Below are 21,886 nucleotides of genomic sequence, written 5' to 3'. Positions count from 1 at the left end.
CGAGAACGGGCAGGCCGCGCCCCGCCTCGGGAGCGTGTCCGGGGCGGGAGATAGCCTCCAAGCCACTTCTGTGGACGGGGGAGGGCATCGTGCGGGGGCGGTTGCTGAGCGGGCGGTACGAGTTGGTGGAGTTGCTCGGTGCCGGGGGGATGGGGGAGGTCTGGCGGGCGCGGGACCGGGAGTTGGGGCGGGACGTCGCCGTAAAACTGCTGCTCGCTCCCGGGGACGACGGGGAGCGGCGGGAGCAGCTGGCGCGGTTCCGGCGGGAGGCGCGGGCCGTGGCCTCCCTGGACAGCCCGCACATCGTCGCCGTACACGATCACGGGACCGACGGGGACAGTCCGTATCTGGTGATGGCGCTGGTGGACGGGCGGACGCTGCACGACGTACTCGCCGAGAGTGGGCGCGTGAGCGTGGCGGACGCGCTGAGCTGGGCCGTCGATGTGTGCCGGGGGCTGGAGGTCGCGCACGCGGCGGGCATCGTGCACCGCGACATCAAGCCGGCCAACATCATGGTCACCGGCGAGGGCGTCGCCAAGGTCGTGGACTTCGGCATCGCCAAGTACACCGAGGCCCGGTCCACCGATCCGCAGCTCACCCAGACCGGGCAGGCGCCGTTCGGCAGCGTGCTGTACATGGCGCCGGAGCGCTTTCAGCAGCGGAACGGCGACGGGCGTACGGATCTCTACGCGCTGGGCTGTGTCCTGTACGAACTCCTGGTCGGACGGCCGCCGTTCGTCGGGCACGCGGCCGGGATCATGTACAACCACCTGAACGACGAGCCGCTGCGGCCGAGCCGGGCCCGTGCCGAACTCGGTCCTGACATGGACCGGTTGATCCTCGCGCTGATGGCCAAGGAACCCGACGACCGGCCCTCGGACGCGCGGGCGGCGCGGGTGGAGCTGGAGCGGGTGCGGGCGCAAGCGGGGGCGGTGCCCGTTGTCGTAAAACCGCCGTCCGAGCCGGATCCGGGGCCCGAGCCTGAGGACGTACGGCCGGAGCCTGCCCCGGCGCCGACCCCGTCACCGCGACCCCACTACGTCGCCAAGGTCTCCACGCCGCCCCCGCCTTCGGCCCCGCGGGCCCCACGGCGCCGTCGGCGCAACGCGCTCGTCGGGGCAGCCGTCGCGCTCGTCGTGCTCGGCATACCGACCGGGTTCGCGCTCTCGTCCGCCTCCTCGTCGTCCGGCGACGAGGAAGCGCCGGTGGCCGGGCCCAGCGCGGCGATGGCGCGGGACTATGTCATCGGTGTCCCGTTCGACTGGTCGCTCGACGACCGGTACGGGGAGGAGCGTGCCGCGATCGTCGAGGCCGCCTTCAAGGACGCCGAGCGCACGTCGGGCAAGAAGCTCCCGGTGCGCGTCGTCCCCGTCGAGGACTACCGGGAGACCCCGGCGACCGAGATGCTGGAGAAGTACCCGAACATGCTCGCACTGGTCGGCGACGTCAGCAGCGTAGACGGCGTCGAGACCGAATTCGACGCTCAGATGGCCACGATCGACAGCTGCAAGGACAGCTCGGGCCCGGACTTCGCCTTCGGCACGATGCCGTCGAAGTACGACATGGGCAAGCAGGAAGGGCGTTATCTGCGGGGGGCGTACGGCACGGACAAGGTGATCGTCGGCTCCGACTTCAACTGGGACGACGACCTCGCCGATGACGATCCGTACTACCGCGAGCTCGGGCACGGGCTGCGTGAGGCGGGCGTCGACGCCGTCGAGTCCGCCGGCTATCCGGATGAGATGGACGAGGAGGACGTCGCCAGGGACGTGGCCGACAACCGCCCGGACACCGTCACTCTGCCCAACTCCCGGCAGCGCGAAGGCTGGGTCGACGCGCTGAAGAAGTCCGGGCAGTTGATGGTCGTGCAGGAGAAGTACGAGGCGTCCTGCGATTCCGAGGACGACCACGAGTACACCGACAAGGAAGACAAGCTGGTGCCGGACGGCACGCTGCGCTTCCGTTCCTTCCACGACGAGCGGCAGCCGAAGGCCGACTGCGAGCTGTACCCGAAGGTCTGCGCGGCTCCGGCCGCGCTGCGCGAGATGTTCGAGGCGAGGGGCGGGGTCGAGCTGTACGACGCCACGCTCGTGCTCGCCGCCGGGATCCGGCAGGTCATGGACGACGGGGCCCTGCCGGAACCGGGCGCGGCGGACGCGAGGCCCGAGGTCGCGCGGGGCACGCTCCGGGACGCCATGGACGGGGTCGACGTCAAGGGGCTGCTGGGCCGCTACCGCTTCAAGGACCACCAGGCCCTCGACCGGCCGGTGTGGGTCGATGTGCGCGAGGGCGGCAAGTGGAAGCAGCTCGGGACGGTCGGCTCTCTGACCGGCTGACGACGCGCTGCCCGTCTCGGTGCGGTGTGCCTGTTGCCGTCCAGGCGCGTGCCCTGTTTAATGAATGAACGTGCATTTATTAAGTAGGGAGTCGCTGTGGCCGGACGTCCCCGTGGTGTCGACGACGCCGCGATCCTGCGCGCGACCGCCGACGTCGTCGGACGCGTCGGGCCCGCCGGGCTCACCCTCGCGGCCGTGGCCCGCGAGGTCGGCGTCGTACCCGGCACGCTCATGCAGCGCTTCGGGTCCAAGCGCGGTCTGCTGCTGGCGCTCGCCGAGCGGGCCGCCGAGAGCGCGGAGGCCGATGCGCGTACGTCGCCGGAGCGGCTGCGCCGTGAGCACGGCTCGGCGCTCGCCGCGCTGACCGCGCTGCTCGTGGAGTCGACAGAGCCGATGACGACGCCCCAGACCTACGCCAACCATCTGGCGTTCCTCAGCCTCGACCTCGGCGAACCGGACTTCCACGCGCACGCCCTCACCGTGCACCGGGCCGAGCGCCGCGCCGTCGAGGAGCTGCTGACCGCGGCCGTCGCCGCCGGGGAGCTGAGGGCCGGGACGGACGTACGGCCGCTGGCCCGTTCCGTACAGGCGATGTCGTCCGGTGCCGGGCTGGTCTGGGCGCTCGACCGTGAGGGGACACTCGCGCGGCGGATGCGGCAGGAGATCGACGAGGTGCTGGCGCGGCACGTGGCCGTGCCCGTACCGGCCGACCGGGAGGAATCATGAACGACATCGCGAAGGCGCCGGGACCGCTGGCCGGCAGGGTCGCGCTGGTCGCGGGCGGTACGCGGGGCGGCGGGCGCGGCATCGCGGTCGAACTCGGCGCGGCCGGCGCGACGGTGTACGTCACCGGGCGCAGCAGCACCGCCGGGCGCTCCGACCTGGACCGTCCCGAGACCATCGAGGGGGCGGCCGACCTGGTCACCGCAGCCGGTGGGCGCGGTATCGCCGTGCGTACGGATCACAGCAGGCCCGAGGAGGTCCGCGCCCTGGTCGACCGGATCGCCGCCGAGCAGGACGGGCGGCTGGACATCCTCGTCAACTCCGTATGGGGCGGGGACCCGTTGACGGACTGGGAGCATCCGCTGTGGGAGCAGGACCTGGACACCGGGTTCCGGCTGCTGCGGCAGGCCGTCGACACGCACGTCATCACCAGCCGGTACGCGCTGCCGCTGCTGGTCGCCCGGCGCAGCGGGCTGGTCGTCGAGGTGACGGACGGCAACACCGCCCGCTACCGGGGGAGTTTCTTCTACGACCTCGTCAAGTCCTCGGTGATCCGCCTCGCGGTCGCGCAGGCGGCCGAGCTGAAGCCGTACGGCGTGGCCGCCGTCGCGATCACGCCCGGCTTTCTGCGCTCCAAGGCGATGCTGGACGGCCTCGGCGTCACGGAGGAGACATGGCGGGACGCGGTGGCCCAGGACCCGAACTTCGCGTACTCCGAGAGCCCGGCGTATCTGGGGCGGGCGGTCGCCGCGCTGGCCGCCGATCCGGACGTCATGGCCAAGTCGGGCCGGGCGCTGGCGACTTGGGGGCTGTACGAGGAGTACGGCTTCACGGACGCGGACGGTACGCGGCCGGACTTCGCCGCGCACTGGGCCAGGTCGCTGGTCGAGGAGTACGGGCCGCTCGGCGAGCCGTTGTAGTCGCCTCTACGCGCTCAGGCGGGCCGCTCGCATCATCAGATAGCGGGTCTCCGGGCGGCTGAGCGTACGGCTCGCCGCCAACTGGTACGCGGCCAGGGCGCCTTCCTTGTCGCCCGCCCGCTCCAGCAGATGGGCCCGTACCGCGTCGAGTCGGTGGTGGCCCGCCAACTCCTTCTCCACGCCCTTGAGTTCGGCGAGACCGGCCTCCGGGCCGTGCGCCATCGCCACGGCCACCGCCCGGCTCAGTTCGGCCATCGGCTCCGGCCCCGGGGCGCGGCGCAGCAACTCGTCGTACAGTGCGACGATCTGGAGCCAGTCGGTGTCCTCGGCGCTCGCCGCCTCGTCGTGCAGCGCGGCGATGGCGGCCTGCAACTGATAGGGCCCGGCGGGGCCTTGGGACAGGGCTTCCTCGACCAGCGCCGTACCCTCGTCGATCGCGGCACGGTCCCAGAGGCCGCGGTCCTGCTCGTCCAGCGGGACGAGTTCCCCGTGCGGGCCCGTGCGCGCGGCGCTCCGCGCCTCCGTGAGCAGCATCAGCGCGAGCAGGCCCGTCACGGCGCCCTCGGTCGGCAGCAGCCGCCGTACCGCCCGGGTCAGCCGGATCGCCTCGTACGCGAGATCCGCGCGGTGCAACTCGCTGCCGGAGGTGGCCGTATGGCCCTCGTTGAAGATCAGGTAGAGCACCTGGAGCACGGTGGCGAGCCGGCGGTCGCGGTCCTCGGGGCGCGGCTGCCGGAAGGGCACGCCCTTGATCTTCTGCTTCGCCCGGCTGATGCGCTGCGCCATCGTCGCCTCGGGCATCAGATGCGCGCGGGCGATCTCGGCGGTGGTCAGACCGCCGACGGCGCGCAGGGTGAGCGCGGTCCGGGCGGCGGCGGGCAGTTCGGGGTGGCAGCAGAGGAAGAGGAGGGTGAGGGTGTCGTCCTCCGACGGGGCGCGGCTCTCACCGGGCGGCGGCGCGGTGAAGGCGTCCCTGGGGGTGAGCGCGGCGGCACTCTCCTCGCGTCTGCGCCGCGCCTCCTCGCTGCGGAACTGGTCGACGAGACGGCGGGACGCGGTTCTGATCAGCCAGCCGCGGGGGTTGTCGGGCGGGCCCTCGGAGGGCCACTGCCGGGCGGCGGCGATGAGGGCTTCCTGTACGGCGTCCTCGGCGAGGTCGAAGTGGCCGTAGCGGCGGACGAGCGCGCCGAGGACCTGCGGCGCGTGCAGGCGCAGCAGGTCCTCGGTCGTGGTGGAGCCGGTGCCGTCGTTCACACCGTGTATTACACCCCGTCGTGCCGGGGCGCGCACGGAGCCTCAGGCGTCGACGGCCGGGCCTTCCTGGATGGGACGGATGACCACCGGGTAGAAGGGGACGCCCTCGGGCTGGGGGCATGCCGCGACGCGCGCGGCGATCTCCGTGACCCTCTCCAGGCTCGCGCAGTCGAGCACCCAGTAGCCGGCCAGCAGCTCCTTCGTCTCGCCGTACGGGCCGTCCGTGATCACCGGCTTGCCGTCCTTGCCCGCGCTGACGAAGCGGGTCTCGGAGGGGGCGCTCAGGCCGTTCGCGTCGACCAGCTCGCCCGACTCGGCGAGGTCGTCGTTGATCGTCCCCATGTAGGCGAACATCGCCTGCATGTCCTTCTCGTTCCAGGCCGCGCTGTGCTCGGACGCCTTGCCGGTCATCGCGTCGTAGTCGGCCTGCGAACCCTGGACCATCACCAGATACTTCATGACATCGCTCCTTGTGTCGTGCTGTCGCCCTCGCTGGGCAACTCTCACAGGGGACGTCGGAACCGATGACGGCTTCTCGACAGCTCGCGGGATGTTTCTTTTCCACCACTCCGCCACCACTCCGCCACCACTCCGTCGGCCCTGGGGCGTGGGGTGCGTAGCGATGTTACGGAATGAGGTAGCGTCGCTACGTCGAACGTGTTAGCGTTGTTGTTGTCGGGAGGCGAAGACAGACGAGGGCCGCTATCCAGGGAGCGATGTCATGAGCGAGCAGCCGGGCGCGGAGCGTCGAACGGACCGCCGGGTGGTGATCGTCACCGGAGGGTCCCGCGGGATCGGCCGGGAGAGCGCGGAGCGCCTGGCGGCGGACGGGCACGCCGTCGTCGTCAACTACGCGGGAAATCAGGCCGAGGCGGAGGCGGCGGTGGCCGCCATCAGCGAGTCGGGCGGGACCGCCATGGCCTTCCGTGCCGACGTGGCCGACGAGGTCGCGGTGTCGGCGCTCTTCGACGCGGCGGAGGAGACCTACGGGGGTGTGGACGTCCTCGTGCACGCGGCGGGCGTCATGTCGGTGACGCCGCTGGTGGACACCGAGCTGGACGCGCTGGACCGGATGCACCGCACCAACATCCGGGGCACGTTCGTGGTCGGCCAGCAGGCGGCGCGGCGGCTGCGGAGCGGTGGGGCGGTCATCAACTTCTCCAGCTCGGTGGTGGGCCTGGCCTTCCCGGGATACACGGCGTACGCCGCGAGCAAGGGCGCGGTCGAGGCGATGACGCTGATCCTGGCCAGGGAGCTGCGCGGACGGGACATCACGGTCAACGCGGTGGCGCCCGGGCCGACCGCGACCGCGCTGTTCCTGGACGGCAAGGACGAGGAGACCGTCGCGAAGCTCGCCGCCCAGGCCCCGCTGGAGCGGCTCGGGCGGCCGGAGGACATCGCCGAGGTCGTCTCCTTCCTGGCGGGACCGGCCCGCTGGGTCAACGGGCAGGTGCTCCGTGCCAACGGCGGCATCATCTGAGCCGCACACACCCGCCGGGTCCCGGACGGGCGCCGGATCGGCCGGGCGCCGGATCGGCCGGGAAGTGGCCGGAGGCAGAGAGGAGTTGAGTTCCGTCATGCGTAACAGCGCTACGGGGCCCTTGATACGGTCGTCGGCGATGAGCACACGCGCGCGGATCCTGGAAGTCGCGGCCCGGCTGGTCGCCGAGTCGCCCGACGGGGACGTCTCCACCCGGGCCGTCTGCGACGCCGCGCAGGTGGGTGCCCCGGCGCTCTACCGGCACTTCGGGGACAAGGAGGGGCTGCTGTCCGCCGTCGTGGACTACGGCTTCGACAAGTATCTGGAGACCAAGCGGCAGCGTGCCCCGGAGGACGACCCGATAGAGGATCTGCGCAAGGGCTGGGACAGCCATGTGGAGTTCGCGCTGGACAACCCGAATCTGTACCGGCTGATGTACTCCCCCGCGATGCGCACACCCCCGGCGGCGGCGCTGGAGTCCCACGAGATCCTCACCAGGGATCTGCGACGGGCCGCGGCGGACGGGAAGTTGCGGCTGGCGCCGGAGGCGGCTGCCCAGGTCGTCATGTCGGCCAACGTCGGGGTGGCGCTGATGCTCGTCGCCCGTCCCTCGACCTTCACCGACAAGGACACCTCCCGGCGGGTCCGCGACGCCGTGCACGCCACCGTCCTCACCCCGGACGTGGCGGCGGAGACCGGCACGGGCGCGCGGGCCACGAGCAGGACGCGGCTGCCCGCGGCGGCGGCTCAGTTGAACGTCCTGCTGGGGAACTCGGCGGAATCGGGGCTCAGCACCGCGGAAGTGGCCCTGATGACGGAATGGCTGCGCCGGCTTTCCACGACGCCCACGAAGTCACCCGGCTCGGAGACATCCGGGGACGACCGGTCCTAGGCCCTGTCAGGTCGGCAGATCCGCGCAGGTGTCCGACGCGGGCAGTTCGTCCGCCAGGAATACCGTCTGCGCCATCATCTTGAAGCCCGACATCTTCTCGCGGAATGTCTCCACCGACTCCTCGGGGTGTACGGAATCGATCACGGCGTGCTCGCCGACGGCGTTGAACTGGTGGCTCACCCCGCGCGGAATCTGCATGTCCACGAAGGAGCACGGCGGCACGACCAGGTTGTAGCGGGTGCGCTCCACACCGGGCGGGGTGTCGGGCAGGGCGTCCTCGAAGGACCGCAAGGAGAAGGGAGTTACCCCCGTGACACCGGTGATCTCGAACGGAGAGAGGCTGCTCACCCGGATCCGGGTGTCCGGGCCCGTCATCATCCGTACGAATCGCAGACCGGTGTGCATATGCATACGGGAGCAGACGCCGCGCTCCTCCACGTTGTAGAAATCCATGAGATAGCGGTCGGCGAAGAAGTCGTCGAAGGGGGCTTCGAGCATATAGACGTCGCCCTCCTCGAATGTCTGGAAACGGGTTATTCCATCCTTGTTCCGGGTCGTCGCCGATTCGCTTCTCTTGGCGTCCCTCACGACCTTGGTGAAGGCGTTCACCACGGCCAGGGCGATGTCTTCGGGGAGTTGGAGGACGGGCGTGACGACATTTCTTGCCGCATCGGTGAATTCGGCGACGTCGTGGACCTCGTTCTCGGCGTTCGCCTCGCGTTTCATTCGTGTACGGGAATTGGACATCTGAATCAAGCTCCATCGTCTAGGATCTGTCCGTTCGGCTTAACGAAACCATGCGCTTCACAGGGCAGTTGGAGGGGGCCGCCGTGATCTGCCCGCACTGTGGGAAAGACGCTCGCTACCGGGAGCGGGGGCGTGGGATGTGCCCGGTCTGCAAGCGCGCGTTCGCTCTCGAACCGAAGGAAAACACGCTCCGCCTGCACGACGTCCGCATGCGCAAGCTCATCGACAAGCTCACCGACGGCGGAAAGCTGCGCTACACGCCCACCCAGCTCTGGTACGCCGCCGCGCGCAACCGCACTCCCGCGGGCGGTACGTCGTACGGCTGCGTCGCGGTCGGCTTCATCCTGGCGACGGGCTTCTTCGCCATGTTGATCATGGGAACCAACGAGTTCGATCCGGACGTGGTGCGGAGCACCCTCGTGATCGCGGGCGTCTTCCTGGCGCTGGTTCTGCTGCTGACGTTCCGTGGCTCGCGCCGCGCGAAGTGGTCGGGCACGGTCGAGGTGCCGATGTCGCTCAGCACCTTCCGGACCTCGGTCATCGACCGCTGGACCGTCGTCTACAGCCGCCCCTTGGGGCTGAAGGACGAGGGGCACGTCCAGTTCCCCGTCCTCCCCGCGCTTCCCGACGGCGGCACGCCGAGGCTGGTCGTCCTCTGCCCGGACCGTGACGTGCTGGCCTGCCTCGCGCTGAACGGTGCGCACAAGACGCACTCGCTCGCACTGGCGCAGTCGCTGGACCAGCTCGGGAACATATCCAACGGCCCGGCATCGGCAGGGGGGCCGGGACCGGTGGGGATAGTGCTGCACGACGCCAGCCCGGCGGGGCTCGCCTTCGCCGCCGCGACCAGGGCCGCGCTCGGCGGCCGGGTGGTGGTCGCCGGGATGCTGCCGCGCACCGTGCTGGACAAGCCGAACGCCCTGCGGCTGCGCAAGCCGCTGCGGAGCGGGGACCTGGACGTCATCCGGTCGTCGACGCCGCCGCTGACCGCGGCGGAGGCCGACTGGCTGAGCCGTGGCTGGTGGTCGCCGATAGCCGCCGTACCGCCCGCGAAGCTGCTGGCCGTGGTCGCGAGGGCGGTGGACCGGGCCGAGGGGATGGCCGACCCGGACCGGGGGCGCGCCCAGCAGGTCGGATTCCTCACCTGGCCGACGGCGTCATGAGCGACGCGGCACACGCCACGAACGTGAGCGACGTGAGCGACGTGAGCGATGCGACCGACGCGAGCGATGCGACCGACGCGAGGGGCGTGGGGCAGATGCGGCAGGCGATCCTGGACCGGGTGCTGCGTACGGCGGTCGAGAAGGCCGGCGCACCGGGACAACTCCACTTCACCGAACGGCAGTTGTACTACGAGATGTGCCGGGTGCTCCAGCCGTGGCACCGGGCGCCCCGGCGCGCGCAGTTCACCTCGGCCCCCGCGCTGACCTACGACGCGTACCGGGCCACGCTGCGCCGGCACGGTCCGGCGCCGGTTCCCGGCCTGCTGCCGCCGGCCGTGCCCGCTCCCCGGCGGGCGGCCGGGCGGCACACCCCGGAACCGGACCTGTTCGACTACGGGCTGCCCCGGGTGCTGGTGTGCGAGTCCGACGACATCGCCGCCATGCTGCGGGCCAACGGGGTCCCGATGGAGTCGGCGTGCCCGGTGTACGGGGCCTCCGAACTGCCCCTGGACCCAGGTGTGTTGAGGATGCTCGCGCTGGCCGGGCACGGGACGGTCTATCTGCTGCACGACGCCAGCGCGCGGGGGCTCACGTTCCCGGCCCGGTTCGCCCGGGCCGTCGACGTGCCGGACGGGGTCCGGGTCGTTCCGCTGGGGCTGCGGCCCCGGCAGGCCGGGGCGCTCCATCTGGTCCACGGGCGCGGTCCGGCGTATGCCGCCGTGCCCGCCCATGGTCCGGCTCCCTTCGTCGTGGGCGGTATGGGCGGCGGTACCGGCGCCGGTACCGGTCCGGGGCTCGGGTTCGCGCTCAGCCGCCGGGAGCGTGAGTGGCTGCGACGCGGCAGGTTCGTGGAGCTGGCCGCCGTGAACCCGGCGTCACTGATCCGTACGGTGCACCGTCTCGTACGCGAAGTGCGCCCGCCCCGCTCGCAGTTGACCGAACTCCGGCAGGTACGCCGGGCGGGATTCCTGAGCTGGCCCACCGCATGAGAGGAACCGCAGTGCCGCAGCCGCAGAGGCGGGAGATCACCTACACCGACGAACTGCTCGCCGACCGCACCGTCCACCGGCGCTACTCGGACGGCCGCCAGGAGTGGCGCGGCACGGGCGGCGGGGCGGGCGGTCGCGTCGTGACATGGCGGGACGACCGCGGGCTCGTGGGCACCGACGAACTGCTCGGACAGCGGATCGTCAAGCGTGTGTACGGGGACGGGCGCCCGGCCGTCTACGGCAGGGAGGCCGGTTACGGCCGGACGCTGTGGAGCGACGGGGTGCTGACGGTGAACCGGACGTCGTTCGGCGGCCGGCTGGGCACCGTCCTGGGCGCGGTGACCGCCGGTGCGCTCGTCGGAGCGGCCCTGACCATGCCGCCCACCTTCCTCTCCCCGGAAGAGGAGGAGGAGTTGCGCCGGCAGGCCGAGGCGAGCGCCTCGGGCGGCGGTGGCGACGCCGGCGGCGGCGACGGTGGTTACGGGGACTGGGGCGACGGTTCCGGCGACAGCGACGACGACTTCGGCTGAGCCGGGGCGTTGTCCACCACCTGGGAGCCGGGAGCCGGGAGCCGGGAAGAGAGAAGAGAAAGAGGACGCGATGTCCCGCTGGTGTGCGTCACTGACCGCCGACGACCCGGTCGGGCAGGTGGCCGCCATGGATGGCCGCCCCGTCCGGACGCGGGAGGGCCGGCACGCGCTCGGCCTGCTCGACGGGCCAGGCGCGGCGACGGGTCCGTACCGGGTGGGCGACGTGTACGCGATCGGCGAGGTCACGCTCCACAACGCGCCCGAACTCCGCTCCCGGCTCGGCGCGGACGGGGCGCCGGGTGACTGCTCGGACGGTGAACTGCTCCTGCGCGCGTACGTCAGATTCGGCGCGGCGGGACTGGCCGCCGCCGACGGGATGTTCGCGCTCGCCATCGCCGAGCGGGACGAACTCGTCCTCGTACGGGACCACATGGGCGCCCGGACCCTCTTCCACGCCCTCGCCGGTACGGGAGAGGGGGCGGCCTGGGCGGCCTCCACGTCCCTGCGGGCACTTCAGCGCTGGCCCGCGCTGGACACCGGCCTGCATCTGCCGGCCGTCCGCTCGTTCCTCACCTTCGCCTATCTCCCGGGCAGGGAGACCCTGTTGCGCGGGATCCACGAGGTGCTGCCGGGCCGGTGCGTACGGCTGAAGCCCGACGGCACGTCGGTGGAAGAGACGTACTGGGAGCCGGCCGAGGTCGCCGACGAGCGACCGGCGGCCGAACACGCCCGCGAGCTGCGCGAGTTGCTGGAGTCCGCCACCGCGCGCCGGCTGCCCGCCGCCGAACCGGTCGGTGTCCTGCTCTCCGGTGGTGTGGACAGCAGCCTGGTGACCGCGCTCGCCGCCAAGCTGCACGACCAGGCCGTCAGGTCGTACTCCATCAGCTTCGGCGACGACGCCCCGAACGAACTCGCCTACTCCGGGCTGGTCGCCACCCACTGCCACACCGAGCACCAGGTCCTGACCGTCCCCGGCGCGGCCGTCGCAGCACGGCTGCCGGAGACCGTCGCGCTGCTGGACAGCCCGGTCGGCGACCCGCTCACCGTGCCCAACCTGATGCTCGCCGAGGCGGTCGCGGCGGACGGGATGAGCGTGGTGCTCAACGGCGAGGGCGGCGACCCGGTGTTCGGCGGCCCCAAGAACCTGCCGATGCTCATACACGAGCTGCACCGCGACGAGGCGGGCGTCGACTCCCGGGCGCGTGCCTACGTCGACTCGTACCGGAAGTGCCACGGCGACCTGCCGGTGCTGCTGACACCCGGAGTGCTGGCCGAGCTGGCGGACGCGCCACCCGTCACGGATCTGCTGACGCCCTATCTGGCACAGGGTCAGATGACCAGCCTGCTCAACCAGTTGCTGCACACCAACCTGCGGACCAAGGGCGCCCACCACATCCTCACCAAGGTGGAGCGCATCACCGCGTCCCAGGGGCTGGAGGGCCGGGCACCGCTGTTCGACCGCGCGGTGGTCGACCACGCGTTCCGGGTGCCGCCCCGGCTGAAGCTCGCCGGCACGAGCGAGAAGTGGATCCTCAAGGAGGCGGTACGGGACCTGCTGCCCGCGACGATCGTGGACCGCCCCAAGAGCGGGATGCGGGTGCCGGTCCAGCAGTGGCTGGACGGCCCCCTGCGCGAGCTGGGCCACGATCTGCTGCTCGGCGGTTCGGCGCGCGCCCGTGGCCTGTTCCGCCAGGACACGATCCGCTCGTGGCTGCGGCGGGAGGGCACGCTGCTGCCGCGCCAGGGAGGCAAGTTGTGGCTGGTGCTCACGCTGGAGCTGTGGCTGCGTTCGTTCGAGGTCGGGGCCTGATCCGGGCCCCGGGCCGGCCGACGCGACGGCGCGCCTATCCTGCGGTGGCATGACCACCCCTCAGCCCGACAGCCCCGGTCGCGCCTCCGACGGCCTCGCCGAACTCGACGCCCTGCGCGCACTGCTGGCCACCGTGAAGGCGCCCCAGGCCCGCAAGGTCGTCCGTGAACTGCTCGTCCGGGCCGACGGCGCCCCGGAGGTCGAGCCCGGAGAGGCCGTCGCGCTCGCCGCCCGGTTCGCCGCGGTCGGGCAGCCGGGCAGCGACGTGCTGCTGAAGATGTGGGGCAAGGTCGCGGATCCCGACCGGTTCGCCGAGTTGCTGCTCGTGCCCGCCTACGTACGGGAGAAGCGCACCGATCTCAAGGTGAGCAAGGCCGTTCCCGAGGGGTTGCGGCATCTCGGGCCCCTCCTGCGTACGCTCCACCTCGACCGGTGCACCGGGCTCACCGATCTCGCGCCGATCGCCGGCTTCGATCAGCTCGTCAGCCTTGATCTCGGCGGCTGTTCGGGCCTCGACGATCTCGCGCCGCTCGCCGGGCTCACCGGTCTGGAGAGCCTGCGGCTGCACCGCTGCCGCAAGGTCAAGGACATCGGCCCGCTGCTCAAGCTGCGCGCGCTGCGGCGGCTCGATCTCAGCATGACCGGCGTCGCGTCCGTCGCCGGGCTTGGGGCCGCGCTGCCCGGTCTGGAAGTCCTCAGCCTTCAGGGCTGCCGGGGGCTGCGGGACATCCATCCCCTCAGCGGGCTGCGCCGGCTCACCACGCTCGACCTGGGGTGGACGGGGATCAAGGACCTGTCCGCGCTGATGGACGTCGGCGCGGTCACCGAACTGGACCTCACCAGTTGCGCCCACCTCACCACCCTCAAGGGCATCGGCGCCATGCCCGGCCTGCGCGTGCTGCGGATGGACAAGGTCCGCCGACTGCGGTCGCTGGACGGCCTCGGCCACCACCCGGACGTCACCGAGCTGGTGCTCACCGAATGCGCCGAGCTCCAGGACCTGCGGGCGATAGCGGGCCTGCCCGGACTCCAGACCCTGGAACTCGCCGACTGCGAACGGCTCACCTCCGTCGCCGGGGTCGAGACACTGACCGGTCTTGACCTGCTGCGCGTACGGGACTGCACGGCGCTGTCCGACTTCTCGTCACTGGCCGGCGCCCCCGCACCCCGCCGGCTGTTCCTGACGAACGTCGACGGCGGATCCGACCTCGGGTTCCTGCCCGAACTGCCCGGTCTGCGCGTGCTGTTGATCGACCGGTTCCGGACCCTGCGTACGCTGGACGGCGCGCCGGAACTGCCCGACCTGCGCACTCTCGACGTACGGCACTGTCCCTCGCTCGCCGGTCTCGGCCGGGTCGGCGAGCTGCCGGAGCTGCGGCGCGTGCAGATCTTCGGGTGCGACATCCTCCACGACGCGGACGGGCTGGCCGGCCGGGCCCCGCTGGAGGAGCTGCGACTGGAGGGCGTACGGCAACTGGAGTCCCTGGACGCCCTGGCCGGCTCGCCCACCCTCCGGAAGGTCAAGATCGAGTCGTGCGACCGGTTGAAGCCGCCGCCGATGGGCGCGATGACGGCGCTGCGCGAGCTTGAGTACCGGTATCAGCCGTGGCCGGACTTCGACTTCCTCACCGGCAGCACGTCGATCGAGTCGGTCAAGGCCTACTCGCTCGGACTGCTCGACATCTCCGCGCTGGCCGGGCTGCCCGCTCTGACCACGGTGGACTTCAGCTTCTCCTCGACCCACGAACTGGCCACGTTCGCACCGCTGTTGGAGATCGGCGGGCTCACGAACGCCGCTCTGAGCGACTACGTCCTGAAGCCCGTCCCCGACGGGGCCCGGGTCAAGGCCGAGTTGCGGGCGCGCGGGGTGAGCCCGTTCGCGCGCTGAGGCCGTCGTTCACTCTTCCTGCGCCCGCGCCCAGGCGAGGTAGTCCGCCACCACCTCCGGTGGATTCGCGGCCTCGGCCAGCTCCGGCTCGTACCCGGCCCGGTACATGTCGAACGGCAGGACCGGTACGGGGCGGCCGAGGATCCTGGTGAGTGCGCCGCTCGTGTGCAGGTGGCGGGCGACGTCGACGCAGGCGTCGTCGAAGTGCGCCGTCAGCAGCTCGTCCCGCCGGTCCTGCGTGTCCTCGTCCGCCTCGTCGTCGTACCAGAGCCCCAATTCCCTGATCTCGGCCAGATGCAGCGCCGCCCCCGCCGGATCGTCCGCCGGGTCCGGGCCGTGGCCCACGATGCCCGTCGTCTCGTCCAGCAGCCAGTACGCGTAGCTCCACCGGACCTCGCCGGGATCACCGCCCTCGGCCACCACGCGCCGTACCTCGCTCTCGGTGTTGTAACCGATCGCGAGGTACGGGTGGCGGTAGTCGCACGAGTCGTGCCGCCAGATCCGGAACGAGATCAGATAGATCTCGGACCTGAGCGGAGCCGGAAGCGCCTCCAGCGCCCGCTCACCCGCCCGCCGCATGTGCTCCTCGAACGCCGTCATGGCGCGCACGATCGCACATCGCGGGGAACGGGATCCCGTCAGGGGGTCACGACTCCTTCGTGGAGTACGAGTGCGCTCCCGTGCCCGCGAGCGCCCCGCCCTCCACGATCAGGTACTCGTCCCGGATCGGGTTCCCGGCGAAGTACGACTCCAGGATCTCCCGCGTACCGGCCGCGTACCGCGCCTGCGCCGAGAGCGACGAGCCCGAGATGTGCGGCGTCATCGCCTGGTGCGGCATGGTCCGCCACGGGTGATCGGCCGGCGCCGGCTGCGGGTACCAGACGTCGCCGCCGTACCCCGCCAGCTGACCGCTGCGCAGCGCGCGGTCCACGGCGTCGCGGTCGACGATCTTCGCGCGCGCGGTGTTGATGAGGTACGCGCCCCGCTTCATGGTGCCGATGAGCTTGTCGTCGAACAGGCCCTCGGTCTCGGGGTGCAGCGGCGCGTTGATGGTGACGACGTCGACGTGCGGCACCATGGCGGCGGTCGACTCGTGCCAGACGAGGTTCAGCTCCTGCTCGACGGCCTCCGGCAGCCGGTGGCGGTCGGTGTAGTGCAGGCCCACGTCGAACGGGGCGAGCCGGCGCAGGACGGCGAGCCCGATGCGGCCGGCCGCGACCGTACCGACCTGCATGCCCTCCAGGTCGTACGAGCGCTTGACGGCGTCCGCGATGTTCCAGCCGCCGTCGAGCACGATCTGGTGCGAGGGGATGAAGTTGCGTACGAGGCCGAGGATGGTCATCACCACGTGCTCGGCGACGCTGATGCTGTTGCAGTACGTCACCTCGGCGACGGTGACGCCGTGCGAGATGGCGGCGTCCAGGTCGACATGGTCGGAGCCGATGCCGGCGGTGACGGCGAGCTTCAGGTTCTTGGCGGTGGCGATGCGCTCCGCCGTCAGATAGGCCGGCCAGAACGGCTGCGAGATGACGATGTCCGCGTCGACCAGCTCACGGTCGAAGACCGATCCCGCGCCTTCCTTGTCGGACGTGACGACGAGGGTGTGGCCGCGGCTCTCCAGGAAGGAGCGCAGGCCGAGTTCACCGGAGACGCTGCCCAGCAGATGACCGGGGGTGAAGTCGGTGCCCTCGGGGGTGGGGGTGCTCTGGCCGCCCGGGTACTGGTCGATGACCGGCAGGTCGTCGCGGGCATAGGTGGTGGGCTGGCCGTCGGTCGGGTCGTCGTACAGCACACACAGGATCTTGGCCATGACGTTGCGGCTCCTCGTCCGTTGCTGCGGGAGTGCTTCGGAAGGTGCCCTTTACGGTGGGTCCTGGGCGGTGGAGCTGGCAAAGCGAACTTTTCTATGCCGGGATAGGCACCGGCTATCGGCGGGCGCCGTCCTTCAAGGCGCGTCGGGCGCCTACGCGTCGGGCGCCTACGCGTCGGGCGCCTACGCGTCGGGCGCCTGTGCCTCGGTCGCTCACGCCTCGGTCGGCGCGAGCGCCGTGTCGAGCAGGTCGTTGAGCACTTCCCGTACGCTCACCCGTCGCGCGGTCTCCAACAGCGCCTTCGCCAGCACCGGTTCGGGGCTGCGGTCGGCGATGACCAGGCCCACGCGCGGGCCGTGCGTGGGGTGCACCAGCGGGACCACGCGCATCGACGCGGGGACGCCGAACATGTGCAGCCAGGCGTGCGAGATGACGCTCGACCACCGGCCGGACGCCATGTGCGTGTAGAGCCCCGCGACGGTGTCGGTCTCGATGGCCGGGGTGACACTCGCGCCTTCGGCGGCGAAGTACTCGTCCATGATGCGGCGGTTGCGCATCTGCGGCGACAGCAGGCACAGCGCCAGACCCGCGACCTCGGCCCAGCGCACCGAACGCTGCGCGGCGAGCGGGCTGTCGTGGGGCGTGAGGAGCAGATACCGCTCCTCGTACAGCGGCGTTCTGCGGACCTGGCGCAGGCTCTCGTCGTCCAGATAGGTGAGCGCGATGTCCAGCTCGAAGGAGGTCAGCCGGCGCGTGATGTCCCGCGACGACAGCGTCTCCAACGAGACCCGGACCAGGGGGTGTTGCTCGCAGAACGGTGTGGTCAGGAGGGACGCGGCGGTCAGGGCGGTGGGGATGGCGCCGAGGCGCAGCGTGCCGGTGAGGCCGCCGCGCATCACCGACAGCTCGTGGTGCAGCGCGTCGCGTTCGGCGAGGATCCGGTGCGCCCAGAGCAGTACCCGCTCGCCCTCGGGGGTCAGCCCCTCGAAGCGCCGTCCGCGTCGCACGATGGGCACGCCCAGTTCGTGCTCCAGCTTGCGTATCGCGGCGGAGAGCGAGGGCTGGGAGACGAAGCAGGCGTCGGCGGCGCGCGCGAAGTGCTGCTCGCGGGCGAGCGCGACCAGATACTCCAGCTGCCGCAACAGCACGACGACCCGCTCCCCTCCGCACTCGGCCGGTCCCGGCCATCCTCACGCACGGGAGAGCGGTTGCGATACGGGTCGGGCCGGGGCGGCTGAGGCGAGAAGGCCGTTCAGACGGAAAGCCGATCGGCCGGGCCGTCCCCGGCCCGGCGCACCAGCTCCGCCGCCGCCTCGCGCATACCGCCGTGACCGAACCGCTCCGTCAGTGCCCGAGCCCTGCCGGGTACGAGGCCGAGTCCGGCCGTCGACTTGGCCACGTGCTCGGCCAGCCGGTCGCGCGGACCGGGCTCGCCGGAGAGCCGGCGTACGACGCGGACCATCGCCTTCGTGAGTGCTTCCGGGCCGGCCGGACACGGTACGTCGTAGTCGGCCGGGCCGCCGACGTCCTGCCAGTCCACCCGGGCGTCGCAGAAGCCGTGTTCGGTGAGGAGGCGGGCCTGGAGGAGGTGGGTCTCGTTGGCGGACGGGAGCCACAGGGTCGGTACGCCGGTCGCCGCCGCGTCGTAGATGTTGCCGAGACCCGGGGTCATACAGGCGTACGCGGCGCCGCTCATCAGGTCAAGCACCGTGTCGCGGTCGTCGGTCCGGACGGTGGGGTCGCCGAGGGCTTCGGCGACGGCGCGGCTCGTGGTGACGACGACCGGCCGGCCGGCGGGCTGTGCGGCCCGTACGGCGTCCAGCATCAGCCGCGCGTACCCGGCGGCGTCGGACGGCTGCCAGTACGGGTTCTGGAGACCGCCCAGGTTGAGCAGGACGTGCCGACCCCGGCCGGGCTCCGGGTGTTCCGGGTGCCAGACCTGTCGGGACGGCAGGAGCGGGACGATCGGCGGCACGATCACCGCGTTGCGGCGAAGCGCCGCGTCCGCCGCGATCCGCTCCCGGACACCGAAGAAGTCCTGCGCGATGTACAGCGCGGCGTCCCGGGCGACCGCCGGGATCTCCGGCCAGAACCAGGTGAGCGCGTCGTACACCGCCACGTTCAGCCCGGCGCGGCGGGCCAGTTCGGCCTCGGCGAAGTCCATCGCCGTGACGAACAGGTCGTACCGGGGCGCCAACTCCCGCAGATACGCGAGCCGTTCTTCGTCGCTCAGGCCGGTGGTCCCGTACACCGCGTGATACGGCGGCCGGTGCTGGAGGTCGAGCGTGTGCCCGCCGCCGAAGTACGCCAACTCGGCGCAGTACGGGGCCAGTTCGTGGGCGAGGACCGCCGTCGCGGCGGGTGGCCCGAAGCCGAAGGGCTGGGAGTTCAGCAGGAGGCGCGGTCCGGTCGCGCCGCCGGTGTTGTCTGCCATGTCGGCCACCCCCGGGGGAACGGTTCGGTGCGCACCCTACCGGATGTGGCTACTGTGGGTGAGTGAATAATCACTTATCGAAGCCGCGTCGATTCCGCTCTGGAGCGCCATGGACACCATGAACACCCCGACCGAGGCCGAGACCGCCACCGAGGTGGGCTCGCTGGCGGTGCCAGGCGCGGTCCTGCACTACGAGGTACGGGGCGGCGGGCCGCTCCTGCTGCTGATGGGCGGCGGGAACTCCGACGCCGCCATCTTCGAGCGGCTCGCCGCCCACTTCGCCGTCGACCACCGCGTCCTCACCTTCGACCCGCGCGGCAACTCCCGCAGCCCGCTCGACGGCCCGCCGGTCGACCAGCGCATCGAGACCCACGCCGACGACGCCGAACGGCTGCTCGATCTGGTGGCCGCCCCCGACGAACCGGTCCAGGTCTTCGGCAGCTGCTCGGGCGGGCTCATCGGGCTCCAGCTCGCGCTGGGGCTGGCCGCCCGGCGACCCGACCGGATCGCCGGGCTGGTCGTGCACGAGCCGCCCGCGTTCGGTCTGCTGCCGGACGGCGTCGAGCAGTTGGCCTTCATCGACGCCGTTCACGCCACGTACCGCCGCGAGGGGATCCCGGCGGCGATGGAGCAGTTCAGCGCGGTATTCGGCGGCCGTCCCGCGCCGGTGCTGCCCGAGGCGAACGACAACACGGACTTCTTCCTCGCCCATGTGCTGCGGCCGTTCACGCGCTTCGCACCCGACTTCGCCGCGCTCGCCCCGCTGGCCGGGCGCATCGTGGTGGCCGGCGGGGCGGACTCGCGTACGCACGACGTGCACCGCCCGGCCGCGGTGATCGCCGAACGGCTCGGCAAGGAAGTGGTGATGTTCCCCGGCGGGCACGTCGGCTACGCGAAGTGGCCGGACGAGTTCGGCCTGCTGCTGCGGCAGGTGCTGCGGGAGGTGCCGGCCGGGCGGCCGTGACACGGGACGTGTGCTCGTGTGGGGCGTGTGGTGAGGTAGCACGGTGGGTCGCACCGAGGGGGGTGGGCTCGGGGAGGCTGATGGTGCTGTGAGGATCTTTCTGCTGGGGCCGGTGCGAGCCCGTACCGACGACGCGACGCCGATCGACGTGGGCGGCGTCCGGCTGCGCATGCTGCTGGCCAGGCTCGCGCTCGATGCGGGCCGCCCGGTGTCCGTGCACGCGCTCGTCGACGGCCTGTGGGGCGAGGAGCCGCCCGCCGAGGCGGCCAACGCGGTTCAGGCGCTGGTGTCCCGGCTGCGGAAGGCCCTGCGGCGCGCGGACGGCGGGGGACCGATCGACTCCGTGGCGGGTGGGTACCGGCTGTCGGTGCGGGCCGATGACGTGGACGCGTACCGGTTCGAGGTCCTGGCCGCCCGGGGCCGGCGTGACCTGGCGGCGGGCCGGCTCGAAGAGGCGGCCACCATGCTCGGTACGGCGCTGGGTCTGTGGCCCGGCCGGGGCGACGGTGCGGCGCTCGCCGACGTACGGGACGCTCCCTTCGCCCCTGCCGCAGCCGCGCGGCTGGAAGAGATACGGGACACGGCGGCGGAGGACCGATTCGACGCGGAGCTGCGGCTCGGCCGGTACGCCGAGGTGCTGGCCGACCTGGAGACGGCGGGCGCGGAGCGCCCCCTGAGCGAGCGGCTCACCGGGCTCCGTATGCGCGCGCTGGCGGCGGCCGGGCGGCAGTCCGAGGCGCTCGCGGTGTACGAGGAGACGCGCGCCGCCGAAGAGATAGACGAACATCAGGAGGAAGACGATCGGCGTGAGGATGACGTCGATGAGCTGGGCGGGGGACTTACGGATCTTGACGATGCCGCGCCAGGTGAGGGAGAGCCCGTGGCGGGCGGCCTTGCCGGGCCCGATACGCAGCGGGGCGATGTCCAGGTTCGGGCTGGGGTTCATGTTCGTGCTCATGCCGTGCTCCTCTCGGCGAGGGTGTCCGACGAGGACTCCTCGGGGACCGCTGACTGTCCGGTGAGCGCCAGGAAGACCTCGTCCAGGCTGGGCAGGCGCATCCCCAGCTCGTCGGCGGTGATCCCCGCCCCGTCCAACCGCCTGACCAGCGCGGAGATCAGCATCGGGTCGTCGGCCGGCGCGGTGAGCAGACCGGTGTTCCGGTCGTGCGAGGGGGCGAAGCCCGTCAACTCGCCCAGGATCCGGCGCACTTCGTCCCCGTCGGTGAGCAGCGTCGGCCGCACCTGGAGCGTCTGGCCGCCGACCCGCCGCTTCAACTCGTCGGGCCGCCCCTCGGCGACGACCCGCCCGTGGTCGAACACGGTGATGCTGTCGGCCAGTTGGTCGGCCTCCTCCAGATACTGCGTGGTGAGCAGCACGGTGACCCCGTCCGCCACCAGCCGTCGCACCACCTCCCAGACCTCTTGCCTGGCGTGCGGATCGAGCCCGGTGGTCGGCTCGTCCAGATACAGCACCTGCGGCCGGCCGACGAGACTGGCGGCCAGGTCGAGCCGGCGGCGCATGCCCCCGGAGAAGGTGCTGATCGGCCGCTCGGCGGCCTCGGTCAACTCGAACCGCTCCAGCAACTCGCGGGCCCGCGCCCGGGCTTCGCGCCTGGACAGGTCCAGCAGCCGCCCGAGGAGCACCAGGTTCTCGGCACCGGACAGGTCCTCGTCCACGGAGGCGTACTGCCCGGTGAGCCCGATCAGCCCCGTACCCGCACCTGGTCCTTGACGACGTCGTACCCACCGACACTGGCGTGCCCGCCGTCGGGCCGCAGGAGCGTGGCCAGGATCCGTACGGTGGTGGTCTTCCCGGCCCCGTTGGGCCCGAGGACCCCGATGACCTTCCCGGCGGGCACTTCGAGGTCGACCCCGTCCAGGGCGACCATGTCCCCGTACCGCTTGACGAGCCCCTCGGCCCTGATCGCGTACGACATCCGCGTCT

General features: G+C 71.7%; 18 protein-coding genes and 2 pseudogenes. 12 read left to right on the top strand and 8 right to left on the bottom strand.

Annotation, left to right across the window (positions count from 1 at the left end):
- Positions 1-89: 89 nt before the first annotated feature.
- The 3 genes from BHU15_RS15680 to BHU15_RS15670 all read left to right on the top strand — a co-directional run bounded on the left by BHU15_RS15680 (position 90) and on the right by BHU15_RS15670 (position 3,979).
- Complete coding sequence (locus BHU15_RS15680) at positions 90-2,336, top strand: protein kinase domain-containing protein (RefSeq protein WP_141726828.1); 2,247 nt, start codon at positions 90-92, stop codon at positions 2,334-2,336.
- Between the two features lie 96 nt (positions 2,337-2,432).
- A complete protein-coding gene (locus tag BHU15_RS15675; protein ID WP_069627761.1) occupies positions 2,433-3,062 on the top strand; it encodes a TetR/AcrR family transcriptional regulator in 630 nt (209 codons plus the stop codon).
- Entirely contained in the window at positions 3,059-3,979 is a 921-nt protein-coding gene (locus BHU15_RS15670) for an SDR family oxidoreductase (RefSeq protein ID WP_069627760.1), read from the top strand. Before BHU15_RS15675 ends, BHU15_RS15670 begins: the two co-directional genes overlap by 4 nt.
- 6 nt (positions 3,980-3,985) lie before the next feature.
- Here BHU15_RS15670 and BHU15_RS15665 read toward each other — a convergent pair whose 3' ends face one another.
- Complete coding sequence (locus tag BHU15_RS15665; RefSeq protein ID WP_069627759.1) at positions 3,986-5,233, bottom strand: RNA polymerase sigma factor; 1,248 nt, start codon at positions 5,231-5,233, stop codon at positions 3,986-3,988.
- 42 nt (positions 5,234-5,275) lie between these two features.
- The gene (locus BHU15_RS15660) at positions 5,276-5,692 is read right to left on the bottom strand and encodes a YciI family protein (protein WP_069627758.1); all 417 of its coding nucleotides are present in this window, start codon (positions 5,690-5,692) and stop codon (positions 5,276-5,278) included.
- Positions 5,693-5,954: 262 nt separating this feature from the next.
- On the opposite strand from BHU15_RS15660, the gene BHU15_RS15655 reads away from it, so the two are divergent.
- Positions 5,955-6,713 (top strand): SDR family oxidoreductase, encoded by a 759-nt coding sequence (locus tag BHU15_RS15655; RefSeq protein ID WP_069627757.1) that lies wholly within the window; start codon positions 5,955-5,957, stop codon positions 6,711-6,713.
- A gap of 139 nt (positions 6,714-6,852) precedes the next feature.
- On the top strand, positions 6,853-7,605 hold the full coding sequence (locus BHU15_RS15650) for a TetR/AcrR family transcriptional regulator (RefSeq protein ID WP_069627756.1): 753 nt from the start codon (positions 6,853-6,855) through the stop codon (positions 7,603-7,605).
- A gap of 6 nt (positions 7,606-7,611) precedes the next feature.
- Here the strand turns inward: BHU15_RS15650 and BHU15_RS15645 are convergent, their stop codons facing one another.
- On the bottom strand, positions 7,612-8,331 hold the full coding sequence (locus BHU15_RS15645) for a hypothetical protein (protein ID WP_069627755.1): 720 nt from the start codon (positions 8,329-8,331) through the stop codon (positions 7,612-7,614).
- A gap of 230 nt (positions 8,332-8,561) precedes the next feature.
- On the opposite strand from BHU15_RS15645, the gene BHU15_RS15640 reads away from it, so the two are divergent.
- The 5 genes from BHU15_RS15640 (at position 8,562) to BHU15_RS15620 (ending at position 14,732) form a co-directional block, all read left to right on the top strand.
- A complete protein-coding gene (locus tag BHU15_RS15640) occupies positions 8,562-9,515 on the top strand; it encodes a hypothetical protein (RefSeq protein ID WP_135064340.1) in 954 nt (317 codons plus the stop codon).
- The gene (locus tag BHU15_RS15635) at positions 9,512-10,504 is read left to right on the top strand and encodes a hypothetical protein (protein WP_079128163.1); all 993 of its coding nucleotides are present in this window, start codon (positions 9,512-9,514) and stop codon (positions 10,502-10,504) included. The genes BHU15_RS15640 and BHU15_RS15635 overlap by 4 nt, the downstream gene beginning before the upstream one ends.
- Positions 10,505-10,515: 11 nt before the next feature.
- A complete protein-coding gene (locus BHU15_RS15630) occupies positions 10,516-11,034 on the top strand; it encodes a hypothetical protein (RefSeq protein ID WP_247748414.1) in 519 nt (172 codons plus the stop codon).
- Between the two features lie 70 nt (positions 11,035-11,104).
- A complete protein-coding gene (locus tag BHU15_RS15625) occupies positions 11,105-12,844 on the top strand; it encodes an asparagine synthetase B family protein (protein ID WP_069627752.1) in 1,740 nt (579 codons plus the stop codon).
- Positions 12,845-12,893: 49 nt separating this feature from the next.
- The gene (locus tag BHU15_RS15620; RefSeq protein WP_069627751.1) at positions 12,894-14,732 is read left to right on the top strand and encodes a leucine-rich repeat domain-containing protein; all 1,839 of its coding nucleotides are present in this window, start codon (positions 12,894-12,896) and stop codon (positions 14,730-14,732) included.
- A 9-nt stretch (positions 14,733-14,741) separates the two neighbouring features.
- Here BHU15_RS15620 and BHU15_RS15615 read toward each other — a convergent pair whose 3' ends face one another.
- The 4 genes from BHU15_RS15615 to BHU15_RS15600 form a co-directional block, all read right to left on the bottom strand.
- Entirely contained in the window at positions 14,742-15,332 is a 591-nt protein-coding gene (locus BHU15_RS15615) for a hypothetical protein (RefSeq protein WP_255293120.1), read from the bottom strand.
- Between the two features lie 46 nt (positions 15,333-15,378).
- Positions 15,379-16,542, bottom strand: a complete 1,164-nt coding sequence (locus tag BHU15_RS15610; protein WP_069627750.1) for an NAD-dependent formate dehydrogenase — start codon at positions 16,540-16,542, stop codon at positions 15,379-15,381.
- 213 nt (positions 16,543-16,755) lie between these two features.
- On the bottom strand, positions 16,756-17,691 hold the full coding sequence (locus tag BHU15_RS15605; protein ID WP_069627749.1) for a LysR family transcriptional regulator: 936 nt from the start codon (positions 17,689-17,691) through the stop codon (positions 16,756-16,758).
- 104 nt (positions 17,692-17,795) lie between these two features.
- On the bottom strand, positions 17,796-18,977 hold the full coding sequence (locus tag BHU15_RS15600) for a hypothetical protein (RefSeq protein WP_135064332.1): 1,182 nt from the start codon (positions 18,975-18,977) through the stop codon (positions 17,796-17,798).
- A gap of 118 nt (positions 18,978-19,095) precedes the next feature.
- Here BHU15_RS15600 and BHU15_RS15595 point away from each other — a divergent pair, with 118 nt between their 5' ends.
- The gene (locus BHU15_RS15595) at positions 19,096-19,941 is read left to right on the top strand and encodes an alpha/beta fold hydrolase (RefSeq protein WP_069627765.1); all 846 of its coding nucleotides are present in this window, start codon (positions 19,096-19,098) and stop codon (positions 19,939-19,941) included.
- Positions 19,942-20,110: 169 nt separating this feature from the next.
- Positions 20,111-20,647: pseudogene (locus BHU15_RS38280) on the top strand (AfsR/SARP family transcriptional regulator); the annotation flags it as partial.
- A 248-nt stretch (positions 20,648-20,895) separates the two neighbouring features.
- On the opposite strand, the pseudogene BHU15_RS15590 reads toward BHU15_RS38280, so the two are convergent.
- Positions 20,896-21,878, bottom strand: a pseudogene (locus BHU15_RS15590) (ATP-binding cassette domain-containing protein).
- Between the last annotated feature and the right edge of the window lie 8 nt (positions 21,879-21,886).

The organism is Streptomyces niveus, assembly GCF_001723055.1.
Taxonomy (GTDB): domain Bacteria; phylum Actinomycetota; class Actinomycetes; order Streptomycetales; family Streptomycetaceae; genus Streptomyces; species Streptomyces niveus.
Note: the sequence above shows the minus strand (reverse complement) of the source record. Positions and strands in the feature narration are given on the sequence as shown.